The sequence below is a fragment of the Blautia sp. MSK.20.85 genome, from assembly GCF_013317245.1.
Taxonomy (GTDB): Bacteria; Bacillota; Clostridia; order Lachnospirales; family Lachnospiraceae; genus Blautia_A.
The window spans coordinates 75,029-89,382 of sequence record NZ_JAAIUN010000005.1 but is presented as its reverse complement, the minus strand read 5'-3'; the positions used below and the strand labels follow the sequence as shown (position 1 = coordinate 89,382).

Genomic DNA, 14,354 nt, shown 5'->3' with positions numbered 1-14,354 from the left:
ATAATAACAGCCAATGTGACAACATAACATATAATACATAAGACTCGAGGGATAAGGGTATGGAGAAAAAATCAACCATCAGTAAAAAGACACTGAAGATCATACTTGGGATCTGTATTGCCGCAGCAATCCTGGCTGTGGCCGGGTTATTTGGCTACACATACATGGCAGATCACAACACACTGGGCCGGAAAATTTCCGTGTGGGGAGTGGAGGTTTCCAGGCTGGACGCAAAGCAGGCAGAAGAAAAAATTGCTGCGGAATTTGAAAACCGGCCGGTATCTTTTCAGGAAAATGACAAGGAGGTTTACAGCATGACGCTCAAAGATCTGGGGTACAGCCTCAATGAGGAAGATCTTCTGAATAAGCTTACAGACCTTCAGAAACAGAGAGAAGAGAACCGGAAGATTTTTCCAAAGGAAGAAAACGTAAATCTGGAATGCCAGATGGAGGAAGATGAGGAGCAGGAAAAACAGGCTCTGGATCTTTCCAATTTCGGAACGGAAGAAAGAAAATCTTCCACCGATGCATCCATTCAGTACAATGAGGAGAAAAAAGAATTCATCCTTGTGAAACAGGTACAGGGCACGGAGATTGATCCGGATAAACTGGAGACCACCGTGGACACAAATCTGAATGCGGCATTTGATACAGCTCTTCTTGGAGATACAATCACAATCCCGTTGAACAAACATGTATATATCAGCCCGGCAGTGACAGCAACAGAAGATATGGAAAATAAAGTTACAAGTCTGAACAGTCAGCTGAAAAAATACCGGAGTACTACAGTTACATACACATTTGGAAGTGAAACGGTTGTGCTGGATGCAGACACCATCAGTTCCTGGCTGAAAGCGGAAGGTGAGACCTTGACTCTGGATGAAGATGCCATCAAAACCTATATCAGCGATCTTGCCAACAAATACAATACCATTTATGTTCCCCGTACTTTCCATACCTCAACGGGAACGGACGTGACCATTGAGGGGAATGAGTATGGATACCGGATCGACCAGGACGGAGAGTACGCACAGCTTGTGGAAGATCTGAAAAGTGGTACTGCAGTTACCCGTGATCCCGTTTACAGCAAAACCGGTTATCAGAGAAACGGAACTGACGATCTTGCAGGCAGCTACATAGAAGTCAGCCTGGATGCCCAGCATCTGTGGCTTTATAAAGATGGAAAGCTTGTGACAGAAACGGATATTGTCAGCGGAAAACCGGTGAAGGGCCGGGAAACATACCGTGGTGCATGGCCCATTGCCTATAAGGCAAGTCCTTTTAATCTGACCAGCGCGGAATATGGATATGATGTAAAGGTCAATTACTGGATGCCTTTTGTCTACGGACAGGGCCTTCATGATGCTTCCTGGCAGTCTTCTTTTGGGGGAAACCGGTATAAGACCAACGGAAGCCACGGATGTATCAACCTGCCAAAGGATCAGGCGGCACTGATCTATGAGACGATTGATGCGGGATACCCGATCATTATTTACTGATTGAAAAAGAAAACAGTCACCTGGTCTAAAGCCGGGTAATCTGGCCGGATGAGTCAGATAGACTGAGATTATATTAAAAAAGCTTCGGAGAAATCCGGAGCTTTTTTATGCCACAGGAAATTACAACACCGTGTCAGTAATGAGAAGAATTTTCAAAAGTGTGTTAAAAAAAACACAAGAAATTACCGGAAATGACTTGTAGAAATAAGAATATCGTGTTATGATGGTTCAAGAAATCGAGCTAATACACTTCTTAATTGCGGAGGAAGAGTGTTTTACCTCTTTTATTTGAGCACTTTTAAGAAAAATTCTCAAGTAAGTGTTAGTCAGGTTTCCTTTTTTTATGTATATATTGTTAAAAAATAAACAATATTTAGATAAAAAAGATGCATTTAAACCGTCAGATTTTAGACTAAGAAAGGATAATGAAAAGTATGAAGTACAGTTATTATCCGGGTTGCACCCTGAGAACAAAGGCCAAAGATCTGGATGAGTATGCCAGAGCCAGTGCCGCAGCCCTTGGGTTTGAGCTTGAGGAGATCGAGGACTGGCAGTGTTGTGGTGGTGTTTATCCGCTTGGCACAGACGAGATCGCCACAAAGCTTTCTTCCGTCCGTGCGTTAAACCAGGCAAAAGAAAAAGGCCAGGATCTGGTGACGATCTGTTCAGCCTGTCATCATGTGATCAAGCGTGTCAATGATGATATGAAAAATGTGGAAGATATCCGGACCAGAGCCAACAATTATATGCAGCTGGAAGCTCCCTATGAAGGAGAGACAACCGTTCTCCATTATCTGGAAGTTCTCCGGGACAGAGTCGGTTTTGATAAACTGAAAGAAAAAGTAGTAAATCCTTTTACCGGAAAGAAGATCGGAGCCTATTACGGATGTCTGCTTCTGAGACCTGGAAAGATCATGGCATTTGATGATCCGGAAAATCCAAGGATCATGGAGGATTTTATCCGTGCCCTTGGCGCTGAGCCTGTGATCTATCCTTACAGAAATGAATGCTGTGGAGGATATATATCCCTGAAAGAAAAAGAAATGTCACAGAATATGTGTGAAAAGATTGAAGAAAGCGCAGCAGGCTTTGGTGCAGATATGCTGATCACTGCCTGTCCGCTCTGCAAATACAATCTGAATAAAAATTCCGGAAATAAAATGCCGGTTTACTATTTTACAGAGCTTCTGGCAGAAGCCCTTGGCGTCAAAGAGGAGGTGGCAAAATGAGAGATAACCATTCTGCTGCGGAAAAAATAAAGGAGATCAGCGGGACCAATCCTCTGAAATGTATGAAGTGTGGCAAATGCTCTGCTACCTGCCCATCCTTTGACGAGATGGATATCAAGCCTCATCAGTTTGTGTCCTACGTGATCAATGAAAATATCGAAGCACTTGTAAATTCAGCATCCCTTTGGAAATGCCTTTCCTGTTTTGCCTGTGTGGAGCGCTGTCCGCGAGACGTAAAACCCGGAAAGATCATTGACGGGGCAAGACAGCTGGTTGTTCGGGAAAAAGGCGGAGACTATCTTTCACCAAATGAAATTCCGGAGCTTCTTGATCCGGAGCTTCCTCAGCAGCTGCTTGTAAGTGCGTTCAGAAGATACAGGAGGTGAGAAAGTGCAGAGAATCGGTGTATTTGTCTGTCATTGCGGAAGTAATATTGCCGCTACGGTAGACGTGAAAAAGGTTGTGGAGATCATTGCAAAAGAGCCAGGAGTTGTCCATGCAGAAGATTATCAGTATATGTGTTCCGAAGCAGGACAGTCCAGGATCCAGGAAGCTATCCGTGAAAAAAATCTCACAGGAGTGGTTGTCTGTTCCTGTTCTCCGCGTATGCATGAGGCAACTTTCCGTAAAGCAGCGGAAAAGGCCGGCCTGAATCCATATATGGTGGAGATCGCAAACATTCGTGAGCATTGTTCCTGGATCCACAAGGATATGCAGGAGGCTACGGAGAAGGCAGTGATCCTTGCAAGAGCAGCAGTAGCAAAGGTAAATTTAAACGCTCCTCTTCAGCCGGGAGAAAGCCAGGTTACAAAGAGAGCCCTGATCATCGGAGGCGGTATCGCCGGAATCCAGACGGCTCTTGATATTGCCGATGCAGGCTATGAAGTTGATATTGTGGAAAAAACGCCAAGTATCGGCGGAAGAATGTCACAGCTTGACAAAACCTTCCCTACTCTGGACTGTTCCGCATGTATCCTTACCCCGAAAATGGTAGAGGCTGCAGCTCATGAAAAGATCAATATTTATACATACAGTGAAGTAGAAAAAGTTGCAGGTTTTGTAGGAGATTTTACTGTTGATATCCGCAAAAAAGCGCGAAGTGTCAACATGGACAAATGTACAGGCTGTGGAGTCTGCCAGGAAAAATGTCCTTCCAAAAAGATCCCAAATGAGTTCAACAGAGGGTTGAACAACCGGTCAGCTATTTATACTCCGTTTGCACAGGCGATTCCAAATGTTCCTGTGATCGACAGAGAGCATTGCCTGAAATTTAAGACAGGCAAATGTGGTGTCTGCTCCAAAGTATGTCAGGCAGGAGCCATTGATTACGATCAGCAGGATGAGATCGTAACACAGAAATACGGAGCAATCGTGGTGGCAACCGGATTTGATACCATCAAGCTTGACAAATATGATGAATACGCATACAGCCAGAGCAAGGATGTGATCACATCTCTGGAGCTGGAGCGTATCATGAATGCTGCAGGACCTACAAAAGGACATCTTGAGCGCCTTTCCGATGGAAAAGCACCGAAGGAGATCGTATTTATCCAGTGTGTTGGAAGCCGTTGCTCCGATGACCGTGGAAAGCCATACTGTTCCAAGATCTGCTGTATGTACACAGCTAAGCATGCCATGCTGATCCGTGATAAATATCCGGATACCAATGTGACGGTATTTTATATTGATGTCCGTACACCTGGTAAAAACTTCGATGAGTTTTACAGAAGAGCAGTTGAGCAGTATAACGTAAACTACATCAAAGGTCAGGTAGGAAAAGTAATTCCGCAGCCGGATGGAACACTTCTTGTTCAGGGCTCGGATCTTCTTGATAATAAGCAGATCTTCAAGAAAGCAGATATGGTAGTTCTTGCAACAGCCATTGAACCGAATCCGGATGTACGTAAGATCGCTACCATGCTTACTGCAAGTATTGACACCAACAATTTCCTTACAGAAGCCCATGCAAAGCTTCGTCCTGTAGAATCACCGACAGCAGGAATTTTCCTTTCCGGTGTATGCCAGGGACCAAAGGATATCCCGGAGACAGTTGCCCAGGCAGGAGCTGCGGCTGTAAAGGCCATAGGGCTTCTTGCAAAGGATAAGCTGACCACCAATCCATGTACGGCAAAATCCGACGAGCTTCTCTGTAACGGATGCTCTACCTGTGCAAATGTATGTCCTTACGGAGCGATTTCCTATGAGGAGAAACAGGTCAACGATCACGGTATCCGTGAGACAAGAAGAGTTGCGGTTGTCAATACAGCACTTTGCCAGGGCTGCGGTGCCTGCACAGTAGCCTGCCCGTCAGGAGCCATGGACCTTCAGGGCTTCTCCAACAGACAGATTATCGCGGAGGTGGATGCAATATGTCGATAGAAACAAAGGAAGAATTCAGACCAAAGATCGTGGCATTCTGCTGTAACTGGTGTAGTTACGCCGGAGCAGACCTTGCAGGAAGCAGCCGTTTGAGCTATCCGGCGGATGTAAAGATCATCCGTGTTCCATGTTCCTGCCGTGTCAATCCCATGTTCATCCTCCGTGCCTTTGAAAAAGGAGCCGATGGTGTGATCATGTGCGGATGCCATCCGGGAGACTGTCATTACAGTACCGGAAACTATTATGCAAGAAGACGTATGACCCTTCTGTTTTCAATGCTGGATTATATTGGTGTGGAAAACGGAAGAACACGTGTGGAATGGGTATCTGCCGCAGAGGGCGTGAAATTTTCACAGACTATGAATGAGTTTGTTGAGAAGATCCATTCACTTGGTAAAAACGTGAGATTGGAGGATATAAGATGCAGGAGCTGATAAAACGTGCAAAAGAACTGCTTGCAGATGGCACGGTAGTCCGGGTTCTTGGGTGGAAAGCCGGAGATCTTGCCTTTAATCCGGAACCAGCCTATTTTGAAACACCGGAATCTCTGGAGGATTTTGTCTATGATGGATTCTGCGGTGCCAATTTAAGCAAATATATGATCGAAGCTTCCAAGCTGGAAGGAAAAACCATGGTCTGTCTGAAGCCCTGCGATACATATAGCTTTAACCAGCTTTTGAAAGAGCATCGTGTAGACAGAGAAAAAGCCTATATCGTAGGTGTTGGCTGTAAAGGAAAGCTGGATATTGAAAAGATTCGCAAAATGGGGATCAAGGGTATCCGGGGAATTTCCGGAGCAGAGATTACCGGAGATGCAGAGACATTGACTGTGGATACTGTTTACGGAGAAAAAACCTGTGCATACAAAGATGCCATGCTGGAACGCTGCCATGTATGTAAAGGAAAAGAGCATAAAATTTACGATGAACTGATCGGTGAGTCAAAGGAGACAAAGGACGCTGACCGTTTCGCAGAAGTTGAGCGGATCGAGGCGATGAGTCCGGAAGAAAAATTTGCATTCTGGCAGAGCGAGCTGAGTAAATGTATCCGCTGTAATGCCTGTCGTAATGTATGTCCGGCCTGCAGCTGCCGCAAATGCGTTTTTGACAGCAACAAATTCGACAGCGCCCAGAAGGCAAATGTGGATTCCTTTGAGGAAAAAATGTTCCATGTGATCCGTGCCTTCCATGTAGCCGGAAGATGTACGGACTGTGGTGAGTGCAGCAGAGTCTGCCCGCAGGGAATTCCCCTTCATCTGTTTAACCGTAAGTTTATCAAGGATATTGATGCGTTTTACGGTGAGTATCAGGCAGGCGAGGATGCGGAGTCAAAGGGTCCGCTTACCAGCTTTACCTTTGAGGATGTAGAGCCAGGGATCGTGGCAGAAAGGGGATAATGTATGTATAAGATCGCAGTAGAAAATCTGCCGGCATTATTCCGGAAAATTGCCGCAGACCAGGAATTATATTTACCGGTAAAGGTAAGTGAGCAGGTGAACTTCAAGGCATGGAGCGAGGATGCAGAAGTTTCCCTTGAAACACTGAAAACCGTGAAATCACCGAAGGATGCTTTTTTTCCACAGAGTGAAAATCTCTATACCTGTAAAAAAGATGGGAAAAATATCAGCATTGAACCTCAGGCGCTGAAAGACCAGAATTTTGTCGTATTCGGAATGAGAGCCTGTGATGTACAGGGTGTGAAGGTTCTCGACAATGTGTTCCTTGGGGATCCGGTGGATACTTTTTACCAGGCAAGAAGAGAACATGGAACTATCGTAGCTCTTGCCTGTCATGAACCGGAGGAAAGCTGTTTCTGTAAAGTATTTGGCATTGATGCCGCAGATCCGGAAGCAGATGTTGCAGCCTGGATCATCGAGGGAGAGCTTTTCTGGAAGCCTCTCACAGAAAAGGGAAATGCTCTGACAGAAGCTGTGAAGGAGCTTTTGGCAGATGCTGATGAGACAAAGGTAGAAGAGGAGAAGAAGGCGATCCGTGATATTATCGAGCTTCTTCCATATACACATCTTTCACTGGAAGGATGGGCGCAGGAAGAATACATGGACCGTTTCAATTCTCCTGTATGGGAGAAACTGTACAAGCCTTGTCTTGCCTGCGGAACCTGTACCTTCGTATGTCCGACCTGTCAGTGCTATGACATTAAGGATTACGACACAGGGCACGGTGTTCACCGTTACCGCTGCTGGGATTCCTGCATGTACTCTGATTTTACCATGATGGCTCACGGAAACAACCGTACCAGCCAGATGCAGAGATTCCGTCAGAGATTTATGCATAAGCTTGTTTATTATCCGTTAAATAATGACGGCATGTTCTCCTGTGTTGGCTGCGGCCGCTGCGTGGAGAAATGTCCGGAATCTTTAAATATCGTAAAAGTTATCAAGGCCTTTGAAAAACAGGGAGGTGAAAAGAATGAGTGAATGTACCTGTCATAAAAATTATACACTGGATACGCTGATCCCCAAGGTTGGCGTGATCACAGATATCCGTCAGGAGACACCGGATGTAAAAACCTTCCGTGTGGAAGCTCCGGAGGGTGGAAAGCTTTTCGAGCATATGCCAGGACAGTGTGCCATGGTCTGTGCACCGGGAGTCAGTGAAGGTATGTTTTCCATTACTTCTTCTCCGACTGTAAAGGATTATCAGGAATTCAGCATCAAAAAATGCGGATCCCTTACCGATCATCTCCACAGCCTTCAGGTTGGAGATGAGATCGCAGTCCGCGGACCATACGGAAATCATTTTCCGGTGGAAGATAAGTTAAAGGGAAAAAATCTCCTGTTCATCGCAGGTGGAATCGGTCTGGCACCTCTCCGTTCCGTGATCAATTATGTGCTGGATAACCGTGAGGATTACGGAACAGTAGATATTCTCTATGGTTCCCGTTCCGCAGATGATCTGGTGCAGCTTAAGGAAATCCAGGAAGTATGGATGAAAACAGAAGGTGTAAATGTATATCTTACCATTGACCGCGAGCAGGAAGGCTGGGACGGTCATGTAGGATTTGTTCCGAATTATCTGAAGGAGATTGGTTTTGATACCAATAAGACCGCTCTGGTCTGCGGCCCGCCGATCATGATCAAATTCGTTCTGGCAGGACTGGAAGAGCTGGGCTTCTCCAGAGATCAGGTATATACCACACTGGAGCTTCGTATGAAATGCGGTGTCGGAAAATGCGGCCGCTGCAACATCGGAGACAAATACGTCTGCAAAGACGGCCCGGTATTTAGGTGTGATGAGGTTGATGAACTGCCTAATGAGTATTGATAAGCAATGAGCAGTGCACAGACGTTGATAAAAACAGATGCGTCATGCTTGCATGTAAGCAGCTGTTTTTATCGGCGGCTGTATAGGGCGAACGCCCTCAAGCGAGATGAAGCGAAGCGGAATCGAGCCTGGCACTGCGGTGTACGGTTTGAATAAGTAAAAGAAAGGACTGGTAATCTCAAATGGAAAATAATATGGTAAACGTATATTTTTTCGGTAAAAAATACAGCGTTCCCGGTGATCTGACCATTATGACAGCTATGGAATATGCCGGTTATACATTAAAAAGAGGATGCGGCTGCAGACACGGATTCTGCGGTGCCTGCGCGACCATCTACAGGATCAAGGGACAGAATGAGCTGAAAACCTGTCTCGCCTGTCAGACACAGGTGCAGGAGGGAATGTATGTGGCAAGTATCCCGTTCTTCCCTACAGACAAGAGACTTTATAATATAGAAGATCTTAAGCCGAACCAGCAGGTAATGATGGAGCTTTATCCGGAGATCTACAGCTGCATCGGATGCAATGCCTGCACAAAGGCCTGTACACAGGACTTAAATGTCATGCAGTATATTGCATATGCTCAGAGAGGCGAGCTTGAAAAATGTGCAGAGGAATCCTTTGACTGCGTAAGCTGCGGCTGCTGTTCCGTAAGATGTCCGGCAGGAATTTCCCATCCGATGGTAGGCCTTCTGGCAAGACGTCTCACCGGAAAATATATTGCGCCGAAAAGCGAGCATCTGGAGAAACGTGTGGAAGAGATCCACGAAGGTAAATTTGATGACATGATTGAGCAGATCATGCAGAAGCCGATCACAGAGATGCAGGAACTTTACAACAGCAGAGAAATCGAGAAGTAGGAGGGCGTAAAACATGTATGCACCATATCCAGAAAATATGATGGAATCCATCAAAAAGGTAGAGGCTACAAGAGCGGAGCGTATGGCAACAGAGCCAAGACGTCTGAGTGCAGATGAGAAAGATGCTCTTCTCAAAAAATTCCATCCGGATTATAACCCGGATGCATTTGCAGAGATCAAGGTAGGACCGAACAAGGGACAGAAAGCACCACTGGAACTGACAAAAATGCTCCATTCAGAAAGCCGTCTGCTCAACGAAAAAATCGATCTTACAAAAATCGATTATGATGTAGATGTACTGATCATCGGCGGTGGTGGAGCAGGATCTTCCTGTGCCATAGAGGCCCACAACGCAGGTGCCAACGTTATGATCGTTACAAAGCTCCGTATCGGTGATGCCAACACCATGATGGCAGAAGGCGGGATCCAGGCAGCAGATAAAGAAAATGATTCCCCGGTACAGCATTATCTGGACTGCTTTGGAGGCGGACATTTTGCCGCAAAACCGGAGCTTGTAAAAAGACTGGTAATGGAGGCGCCGGATGCGATCAAATGGCTCAACGACCTTGGTGTTGAGTTTGATAAAGCAGAAGACGGAACCATGGTCACTACACATGGCGGCGGTACCTCCAGAAAGAGAATGCATGCTGCAAAGGATTATTCCGGATCAGAGATCATGCGTACTATCCGTGATGAGGTCTTAAATCTTAAGATCCCGGTAGTGGAATTTACATCCGCTGTAGAACTTCTGAAGGATGAAAAAGGTCAGACTGCCGGTGCAGTCCTTCTCAACATGGAAACCGGAGACTATTCCGTTGCAAGAGCAAAAACAGTTGTAATTGCAACCGGTGGTGCAGGAAGAATGCATTATCAGGGATTCCCGACCTCCAATCACTACGGAGCAACTGCTGACGGACTCGTACTTGGATACAGAGCGGGCGCTTCCCTTCTTTACCAGGATTCTATCCAGTATCATCCAACAGGTGCGATCTATCCGTCACAGATCCTTGGTGCCCTGGTAACAGAGAAGGTTCGTTCCGTTGGTGCACAGCTTGTAAATGCAAACGGAGAAGCTTATATCCATCCGCTGGAAACCCGTGACGTAAATGCTTCCGGTGTTATCCGCGAGTGTGAGGAAGGCCGTGGCGTTGAAGTTCCAGGTGGACGAAAAGGTGTATGGCTGGATACTCCGATGATCGAGATCCTGGGCGGTGAGGGAACTATCGAAAAGAGGATCCCTGCCATGTTCCGTATGTACATGAATTACGGCATTGATATGAGAAAAGTCCCGATCGTGATTTACCCGACCCTTCATTATCAGAACGGCGGACTTGAGATCAACGGAGACGGCTTTACAAAAGAAATCCCGAACCTTCTGGTTGCAGGAGAGGCAGCAGGCGGAATCCACGGAAGAAACCGACTGATGGGCAACTCTCTTCTTGATGTAATTGTATTCGGACGAAATGCAGGTAAAAAAGCAGCTGCCAAATGCAAAGAGGTAGAGCTTGGAACTATGAATCTGGATCATATCAGAAAATATGAAGAGGAACTGAAAAATGCAGGAGTTGATACAGGAGACGTATCTCCTATGCTTCTGCCGAAATATGCCCGCCACGAACGTTAAGTTAAAAATATGTTATGATAATAAAAACATATGAGATAAGCGAAAGGAGTCTATTATGAGAGAAATCGAAGTAAGCAGACTTACAGAGGTTATCGAAAAACTCTGTATCGAAGCCAATGAACATCTCCCGGAAGATGTGAAGGATGCTATCAAAACCTGCCGTGCCTGCGAGGACGGCGAGATCGCAAAAGGTGTCCTTGATAACATTATCGAGAATTTTGATATTGCGGACAGTGAGAATGTTCCGATCTGTCAGGATACCGGAATGGCATGCGTATTCCTTGAAATTGGTCAGGATGTCCACTTTACAGGCGGAGATTTAAATGATGCCATCAATGAAGGTGTACGCCGCGGATACGATAAAGGTTACCTGAGAAAATCCGTTGTCAAGGATCCGGTACGCCGTGGAAACACAGGTGACAATACACCGGCTATGATCTATACAGAGATCGTTCCTGGAGATCAGGTGAAAGTAACTGTAGGACCAAAAGGCTTCGGAAGCGAGAATATGAGCCAGATCCGTATGTTCAAGCCATCTGCAGGCCTTCAGGGAATCAAGGATTTCATTCTTGAGGCTGTAGAAACTGCAGGTCCGAACCCATGTCCGCCTATGGTAGTTGGTGTTGGTATCGGAGGAACTTTTGACAAATGTGCACTTCTTGCAAAGAAAGCGCTGATGCGTCCTCTGAATACAGAGAACCCGGATCCTTACTATGCAGATCTTGAGAAAGAGATGCTGGAGAAGATCAACAAGCTTGGTATCGGACCTCAGGGCTTTGGCGGAAAGACCACAGCTATCGGTCTGAACATTGAGACTATGCCTACTCATATCGCTGGTATGCCATGTGCAGTTAACATCAACTGCCATGTAACACGTCATAAAACGGAGGTGCTTTAATATGGAAAGAAGAAAGATCACACTGCCTCTGACAAGAGAGCTGGCAAGAACTCTCCATGCAGGCGACCAGGTTTTATTGACAGGAACCATCTATACATCCCGTGATGCAGGTCACAAGAGAATGTGTGAGGCCCTTGCAAAAGGAGAAAGAATTCCTTTTGACCCTACAGATGCTACCATTTACTATGTAGGTCCGACTCCGGCAAAACCAGGCGAAGTCATCGGCTCCGCAGGCCCTACAACCAGCGGCCGTATGGATGCTTATGCACCGACCATGATGTCCGTAGGTGCCAGAGGAATGATCGGAAAAGGTGCCCGCCTTCCGGAAGTCGTAGATGCAATGAAAAAATATGACGGCGTATATTTCGGAGCCATCGGCGGTGCAGGTGCACTTCTTGCAAAATGCATCAAAAAAGCAGAGCTTATCGCTTACGAAGACCTTGGAGCAGAAGCACTCCGCAAGCTTTATGTGGAAGACATGCCGCTTGTAGTTATCATTGACAGCGAGGGAAATAATCTATACGAAGAGGGGCGTGCAGAGTACCTGAAAGACCACGCAGAATAATCTTTTGCTCTACAATATGATATTGTGATATATTTCAAAAAGGAATAAAAAGGATAAAAGTCCGACAGTAAATGCTGAAGATCCGTGCAGAAGCATTTATTGTTGGACTTTTTAATTTAACCGAAACTGCTTCGGATGTAAAAGTGTAATTTGATTTCAAAATTGGAAATGGCTGAGCTAAAAACAAGAGATACTTTGCAGAGCGGGGAATTTTACCCAGATTTACGATAAATTTAACCATAAACACGGTTGACATACCCGGCCGGGGACGTTATAATGGCCGGGTTGAAAAAAATATTTTAAGAAAAAAGGCAGGTGAACAGAATGGACAGTTGTGATTCTCATGGGCGAAGTTGTAGCTCTCGGAATGGAAGATGGAAGGCGCAGAGAGGGACGGGATTGTTCCATTCTGTTTTAATAGTGTCATAATATACATTTTTTCATTCTTCTCATTCTGAGAATTCATACAGTAAAACGGACGTATATTATTTCTTTCCGTTTTACATTCAAATCCCAAGGAAACACAATCGAAAATCAAACAGCACATAGACATGCTTTAACATGTCTGTTTTTGGTGTGCGTGTTTTGTGCGAAACTATGTGAGGAGGATGAGAAAATGACAAAAAGAAATCAGGATTTTTCAAAAGATATTCTGAGTCTGATCCGAAGCAGTGTTTCTCCGGCAGTTTTAAGTGAAAGGCTGCAGGATTTCCACGAAAACGATCTGGCTGAAGTATTAAGAGAATTAAGCACTGCGGAGCGCAGCAGACTATACCGTATCCTGGAAAGCAGTATGCTGGCAGATGTTTTTGAATATCTGGAGGAAGAAGAAACTGTACAATATCTGGAAGAGATGGATGTAAAAAAAGCGGCAGCCATTCTTTCCAAAATGGAAACCGATGCCCTGGCAGATGTTTTAAAGCAGATCGATAAAGAAAAACGCAAGCTTCTGATCCAGCTTCTGGATGAACAGGTGCGGAAAGATATTGAAATGATCCGCTCCTTTGATGAGGATGAGATCGGAAGCAGAATGACAACGAATTGCATTGTGATCCGTGAAAACCTGACCGTAAAGCAGGCCATGAGTGAGCTGGTTTCCCAGGCGGCAGATAATGATAATATTTCTACGATCTTTGCAGTGACGGACAGAGGGGATTTTTATGGAGCTCTAGATCTGAAGGACCTGATCACAGCAAGACAGGACCATCCTATGGAAGAGCTGATCGTAACTTCCTATCCATATGTGTATGGTACTGAGCAGATCGACGACTGTATGGAACGGCTGAAGGATTATTCTGAAGATTTTATTCCTGTATTGGACGATGACAATCGTTTCCTTGGAGTGATCACATCCGCAGGGATCATCGATCTGGTAGACGATGAGATGGGAGAGGATTATGCAAAGCTGGCTGGTCTGACTGCAGAGGAAGATCTGAAAGAACCTCTTTTTGAAAGCATGAAAAAAAGAATGCCTTGGCTGATCGTTCTTCTGGGCCTTGGTATGGTGGTATCTTCTGTTGTGGGAATGTTTGAAAAAGTAGTTACCTGTCTGCCGATCATCATGTGCTTTCAGTCTCTGATCCTGGATATGGCAGGAAATGTTGGAACCCAGTCCCTGGCTGTAACCATCCGTGTACTGATGGATGAAACGCTGACGGGCAGACAGAAAGCAGAGCTTGTGCTGAAGGAAATGCGGATTGGTCTTTGCAACGGTGGTTTGCTCGGCATTCTGTCTTTTGTACTGATCGGATTGTATATTTTCTTATTCAAAGGAAAAACACTCGTATTTGCCTATGCGGTATCCGGCTGTATCGGATTATCCCTGCTGGTGGCCATGCTGGTATCCAGTGCAGTGGGAACCTGCATACCGCTGTTTTTCAAAAAGGTTGGTGTGGATCCGGCAGTAGCCTCAGGTCCTCTGATCACTACGATGAATGACCTTGTAGCCGTGATAACATACTATGGAATGAGCTGGATATTCCTGATCGAGATGTTCCACCTGGCTGGCTGAGAGTA

The 14,354-nt window shown here is 45.7% G+C and carries 13 protein-coding genes; all 13 read left to right on the top strand.

The annotated features are described in order from the left end of the window. Positions 1-59 precede the first annotated feature (59 nt). The 13 genes from G5B12_RS04350 to mgtE all read left to right on the top strand — a co-directional run bounded on the left by G5B12_RS04350 (position 60) and on the right by mgtE (position 14,349). The gene (locus G5B12_RS04350) at positions 60-1,499 is read left to right on the top strand and encodes a L,D-transpeptidase family protein (RefSeq protein ID WP_174087802.1); all 1,440 of its coding nucleotides are present in this window, start codon (positions 60-62) and stop codon (positions 1,497-1,499) included. A 434-nt stretch (positions 1,500-1,933) separates the two neighbouring features. Further along, complete coding sequence (locus G5B12_RS04345; protein WP_021978211.1) at positions 1,934-2,728, top strand: CoB--CoM heterodisulfide reductase iron-sulfur subunit B family protein; 795 nt, start codon at positions 1,934-1,936, stop codon at positions 2,726-2,728. Further along, positions 2,725-3,114, top strand: a complete 390-nt coding sequence (locus tag G5B12_RS04340) for a 4Fe-4S dicluster domain-containing protein (RefSeq protein ID WP_015524685.1) — start codon at positions 2,725-2,727, stop codon at positions 3,112-3,114. Before G5B12_RS04345 ends, G5B12_RS04340 begins: the two co-directional genes overlap by 4 nt. Before the next feature lie 4 nt (positions 3,115-3,118). Further along, the gene (locus tag G5B12_RS04335) at positions 3,119-5,107 is read left to right on the top strand and encodes a CoB--CoM heterodisulfide reductase iron-sulfur subunit A family protein (protein ID WP_059085575.1); all 1,989 of its coding nucleotides are present in this window, start codon (positions 3,119-3,121) and stop codon (positions 5,105-5,107) included. Then, a complete protein-coding gene (locus tag G5B12_RS04330; protein ID WP_015524686.1) occupies positions 5,098-5,541 on the top strand; it encodes a hydrogenase iron-sulfur subunit in 444 nt (147 codons plus the stop codon). The genes G5B12_RS04335 and G5B12_RS04330 overlap by 10 nt, the downstream gene beginning before the upstream one ends. Then, a complete protein-coding gene (locus G5B12_RS04325; RefSeq protein ID WP_015524687.1) occupies positions 5,529-6,503 on the top strand; it encodes a 4Fe-4S dicluster domain-containing protein in 975 nt (324 codons plus the stop codon). Before G5B12_RS04330 ends, G5B12_RS04325 begins: the two co-directional genes overlap by 13 nt. Positions 6,504-6,506: 3 nt before the next feature. Next, on the top strand, positions 6,507-7,544 hold the full coding sequence (locus G5B12_RS04320; protein WP_173771371.1) for a 4Fe-4S dicluster domain-containing protein: 1,038 nt from the start codon (positions 6,507-6,509) through the stop codon (positions 7,542-7,544). Then, positions 7,537-8,391 (top strand): FAD/NAD(P)-binding protein, encoded by an 855-nt coding sequence (locus G5B12_RS04315; RefSeq protein ID WP_114002622.1) that lies wholly within the window; start codon positions 7,537-7,539, stop codon positions 8,389-8,391. The genes G5B12_RS04320 and G5B12_RS04315 overlap by 8 nt, the downstream gene beginning before the upstream one ends. A 182-nt stretch (positions 8,392-8,573) precedes the next feature. Continuing rightward, a complete protein-coding gene (locus G5B12_RS04310; protein ID WP_118071417.1) occupies positions 8,574-9,251 on the top strand; it encodes a 2Fe-2S iron-sulfur cluster-binding protein in 678 nt (225 codons plus the stop codon). A 13-nt stretch (positions 9,252-9,264) separates the two neighbouring features. Beyond that, positions 9,265-10,875, top strand: a complete 1,611-nt coding sequence (locus G5B12_RS04305) for an FAD-dependent oxidoreductase (RefSeq protein ID WP_022426050.1) — start codon at positions 9,265-9,267, stop codon at positions 10,873-10,875. A gap of 55 nt (positions 10,876-10,930) precedes the next feature. Then, entirely contained in the window at positions 10,931-11,773 is an 843-nt protein-coding gene (locus G5B12_RS04300; protein ID WP_021652988.1) for a fumarate hydratase, read from the top strand. A 1-nt stretch (position 11,774) separates the two neighbouring features. After that, positions 11,775-12,338 carry a Fe-S-containing hydro-lyase gene (locus G5B12_RS04295; protein WP_174087801.1) on the top strand — a complete coding sequence of 188 codons (564 nt, stop codon included), beginning with the start codon at positions 11,775-11,777 and terminating at the stop codon, positions 12,336-12,338. Between the two features lie 616 nt (positions 12,339-12,954). Then, positions 12,955-14,349, top strand: coding sequence for a magnesium transporter (gene mgtE, locus G5B12_RS04290; protein WP_174087800.1), 1,395 nt, complete (start codon positions 12,955-12,957; stop codon positions 14,347-14,349). The last annotated feature ends 5 nt before the right edge of the window (positions 14,350-14,354 follow it).

Bases quoted from the DNA above. Each gene is read 5' to 3' on its own strand.
- G5B12_RS04315 (WP_114002622.1), top strand. From the start codon at position 7,537: ATGAGTGAATGTACCTGTCATAAAAATTATACACTGGATACGCTGATC.
- G5B12_RS04310 (WP_118071417.1), top strand. From the start codon at position 8,574: ATGGAAAATAATATGGTAAACGTATATTTTTTCGGTAAAAAATACAGC.
- mgtE (WP_174087800.1), top strand. From the start codon at position 12,955: ATGACAAAAAGAAATCAGGATTTTTCAAAAGATATTCTGAGTCTGATC.
- G5B12_RS04320 (WP_173771371.1), top strand. From the start codon at position 6,507: ATGTATAAGATCGCAGTAGAAAATCTGCCGGCATTATTCCGGAAAATT.
- G5B12_RS04350 (WP_174087802.1), top strand. From the start codon at position 60: ATGGAGAAAAAATCAACCATCAGTAAAAAGACACTGAAGATCATACTT.
- G5B12_RS04340 (WP_015524685.1), top strand. From the start codon at position 2,725: ATGAGAGATAACCATTCTGCTGCGGAAAAAATAAAGGAGATCAGCGGG.
- G5B12_RS04300 (WP_021652988.1), top strand. From the start codon at position 10,931: ATGAGAGAAATCGAAGTAAGCAGACTTACAGAGGTTATCGAAAAACTC.
- G5B12_RS04295 (WP_174087801.1), top strand. From the start codon at position 11,775: ATGGAAAGAAGAAAGATCACACTGCCTCTGACAAGAGAGCTGGCAAGA.
- G5B12_RS04325 (WP_015524687.1), top strand. From the start codon at position 5,529: ATGCAGGAGCTGATAAAACGTGCAAAAGAACTGCTTGCAGATGGCACG.
- G5B12_RS04330 (WP_015524686.1), top strand. From the start codon at position 5,098: ATGTCGATAGAAACAAAGGAAGAATTCAGACCAAAGATCGTGGCATTC.
- G5B12_RS04305 (WP_022426050.1), top strand. From the start codon at position 9,265: ATGTATGCACCATATCCAGAAAATATGATGGAATCCATCAAAAAGGTA.
- G5B12_RS04345 (WP_021978211.1), top strand. From the start codon at position 1,934: ATGAAGTACAGTTATTATCCGGGTTGCACCCTGAGAACAAAGGCCAAA.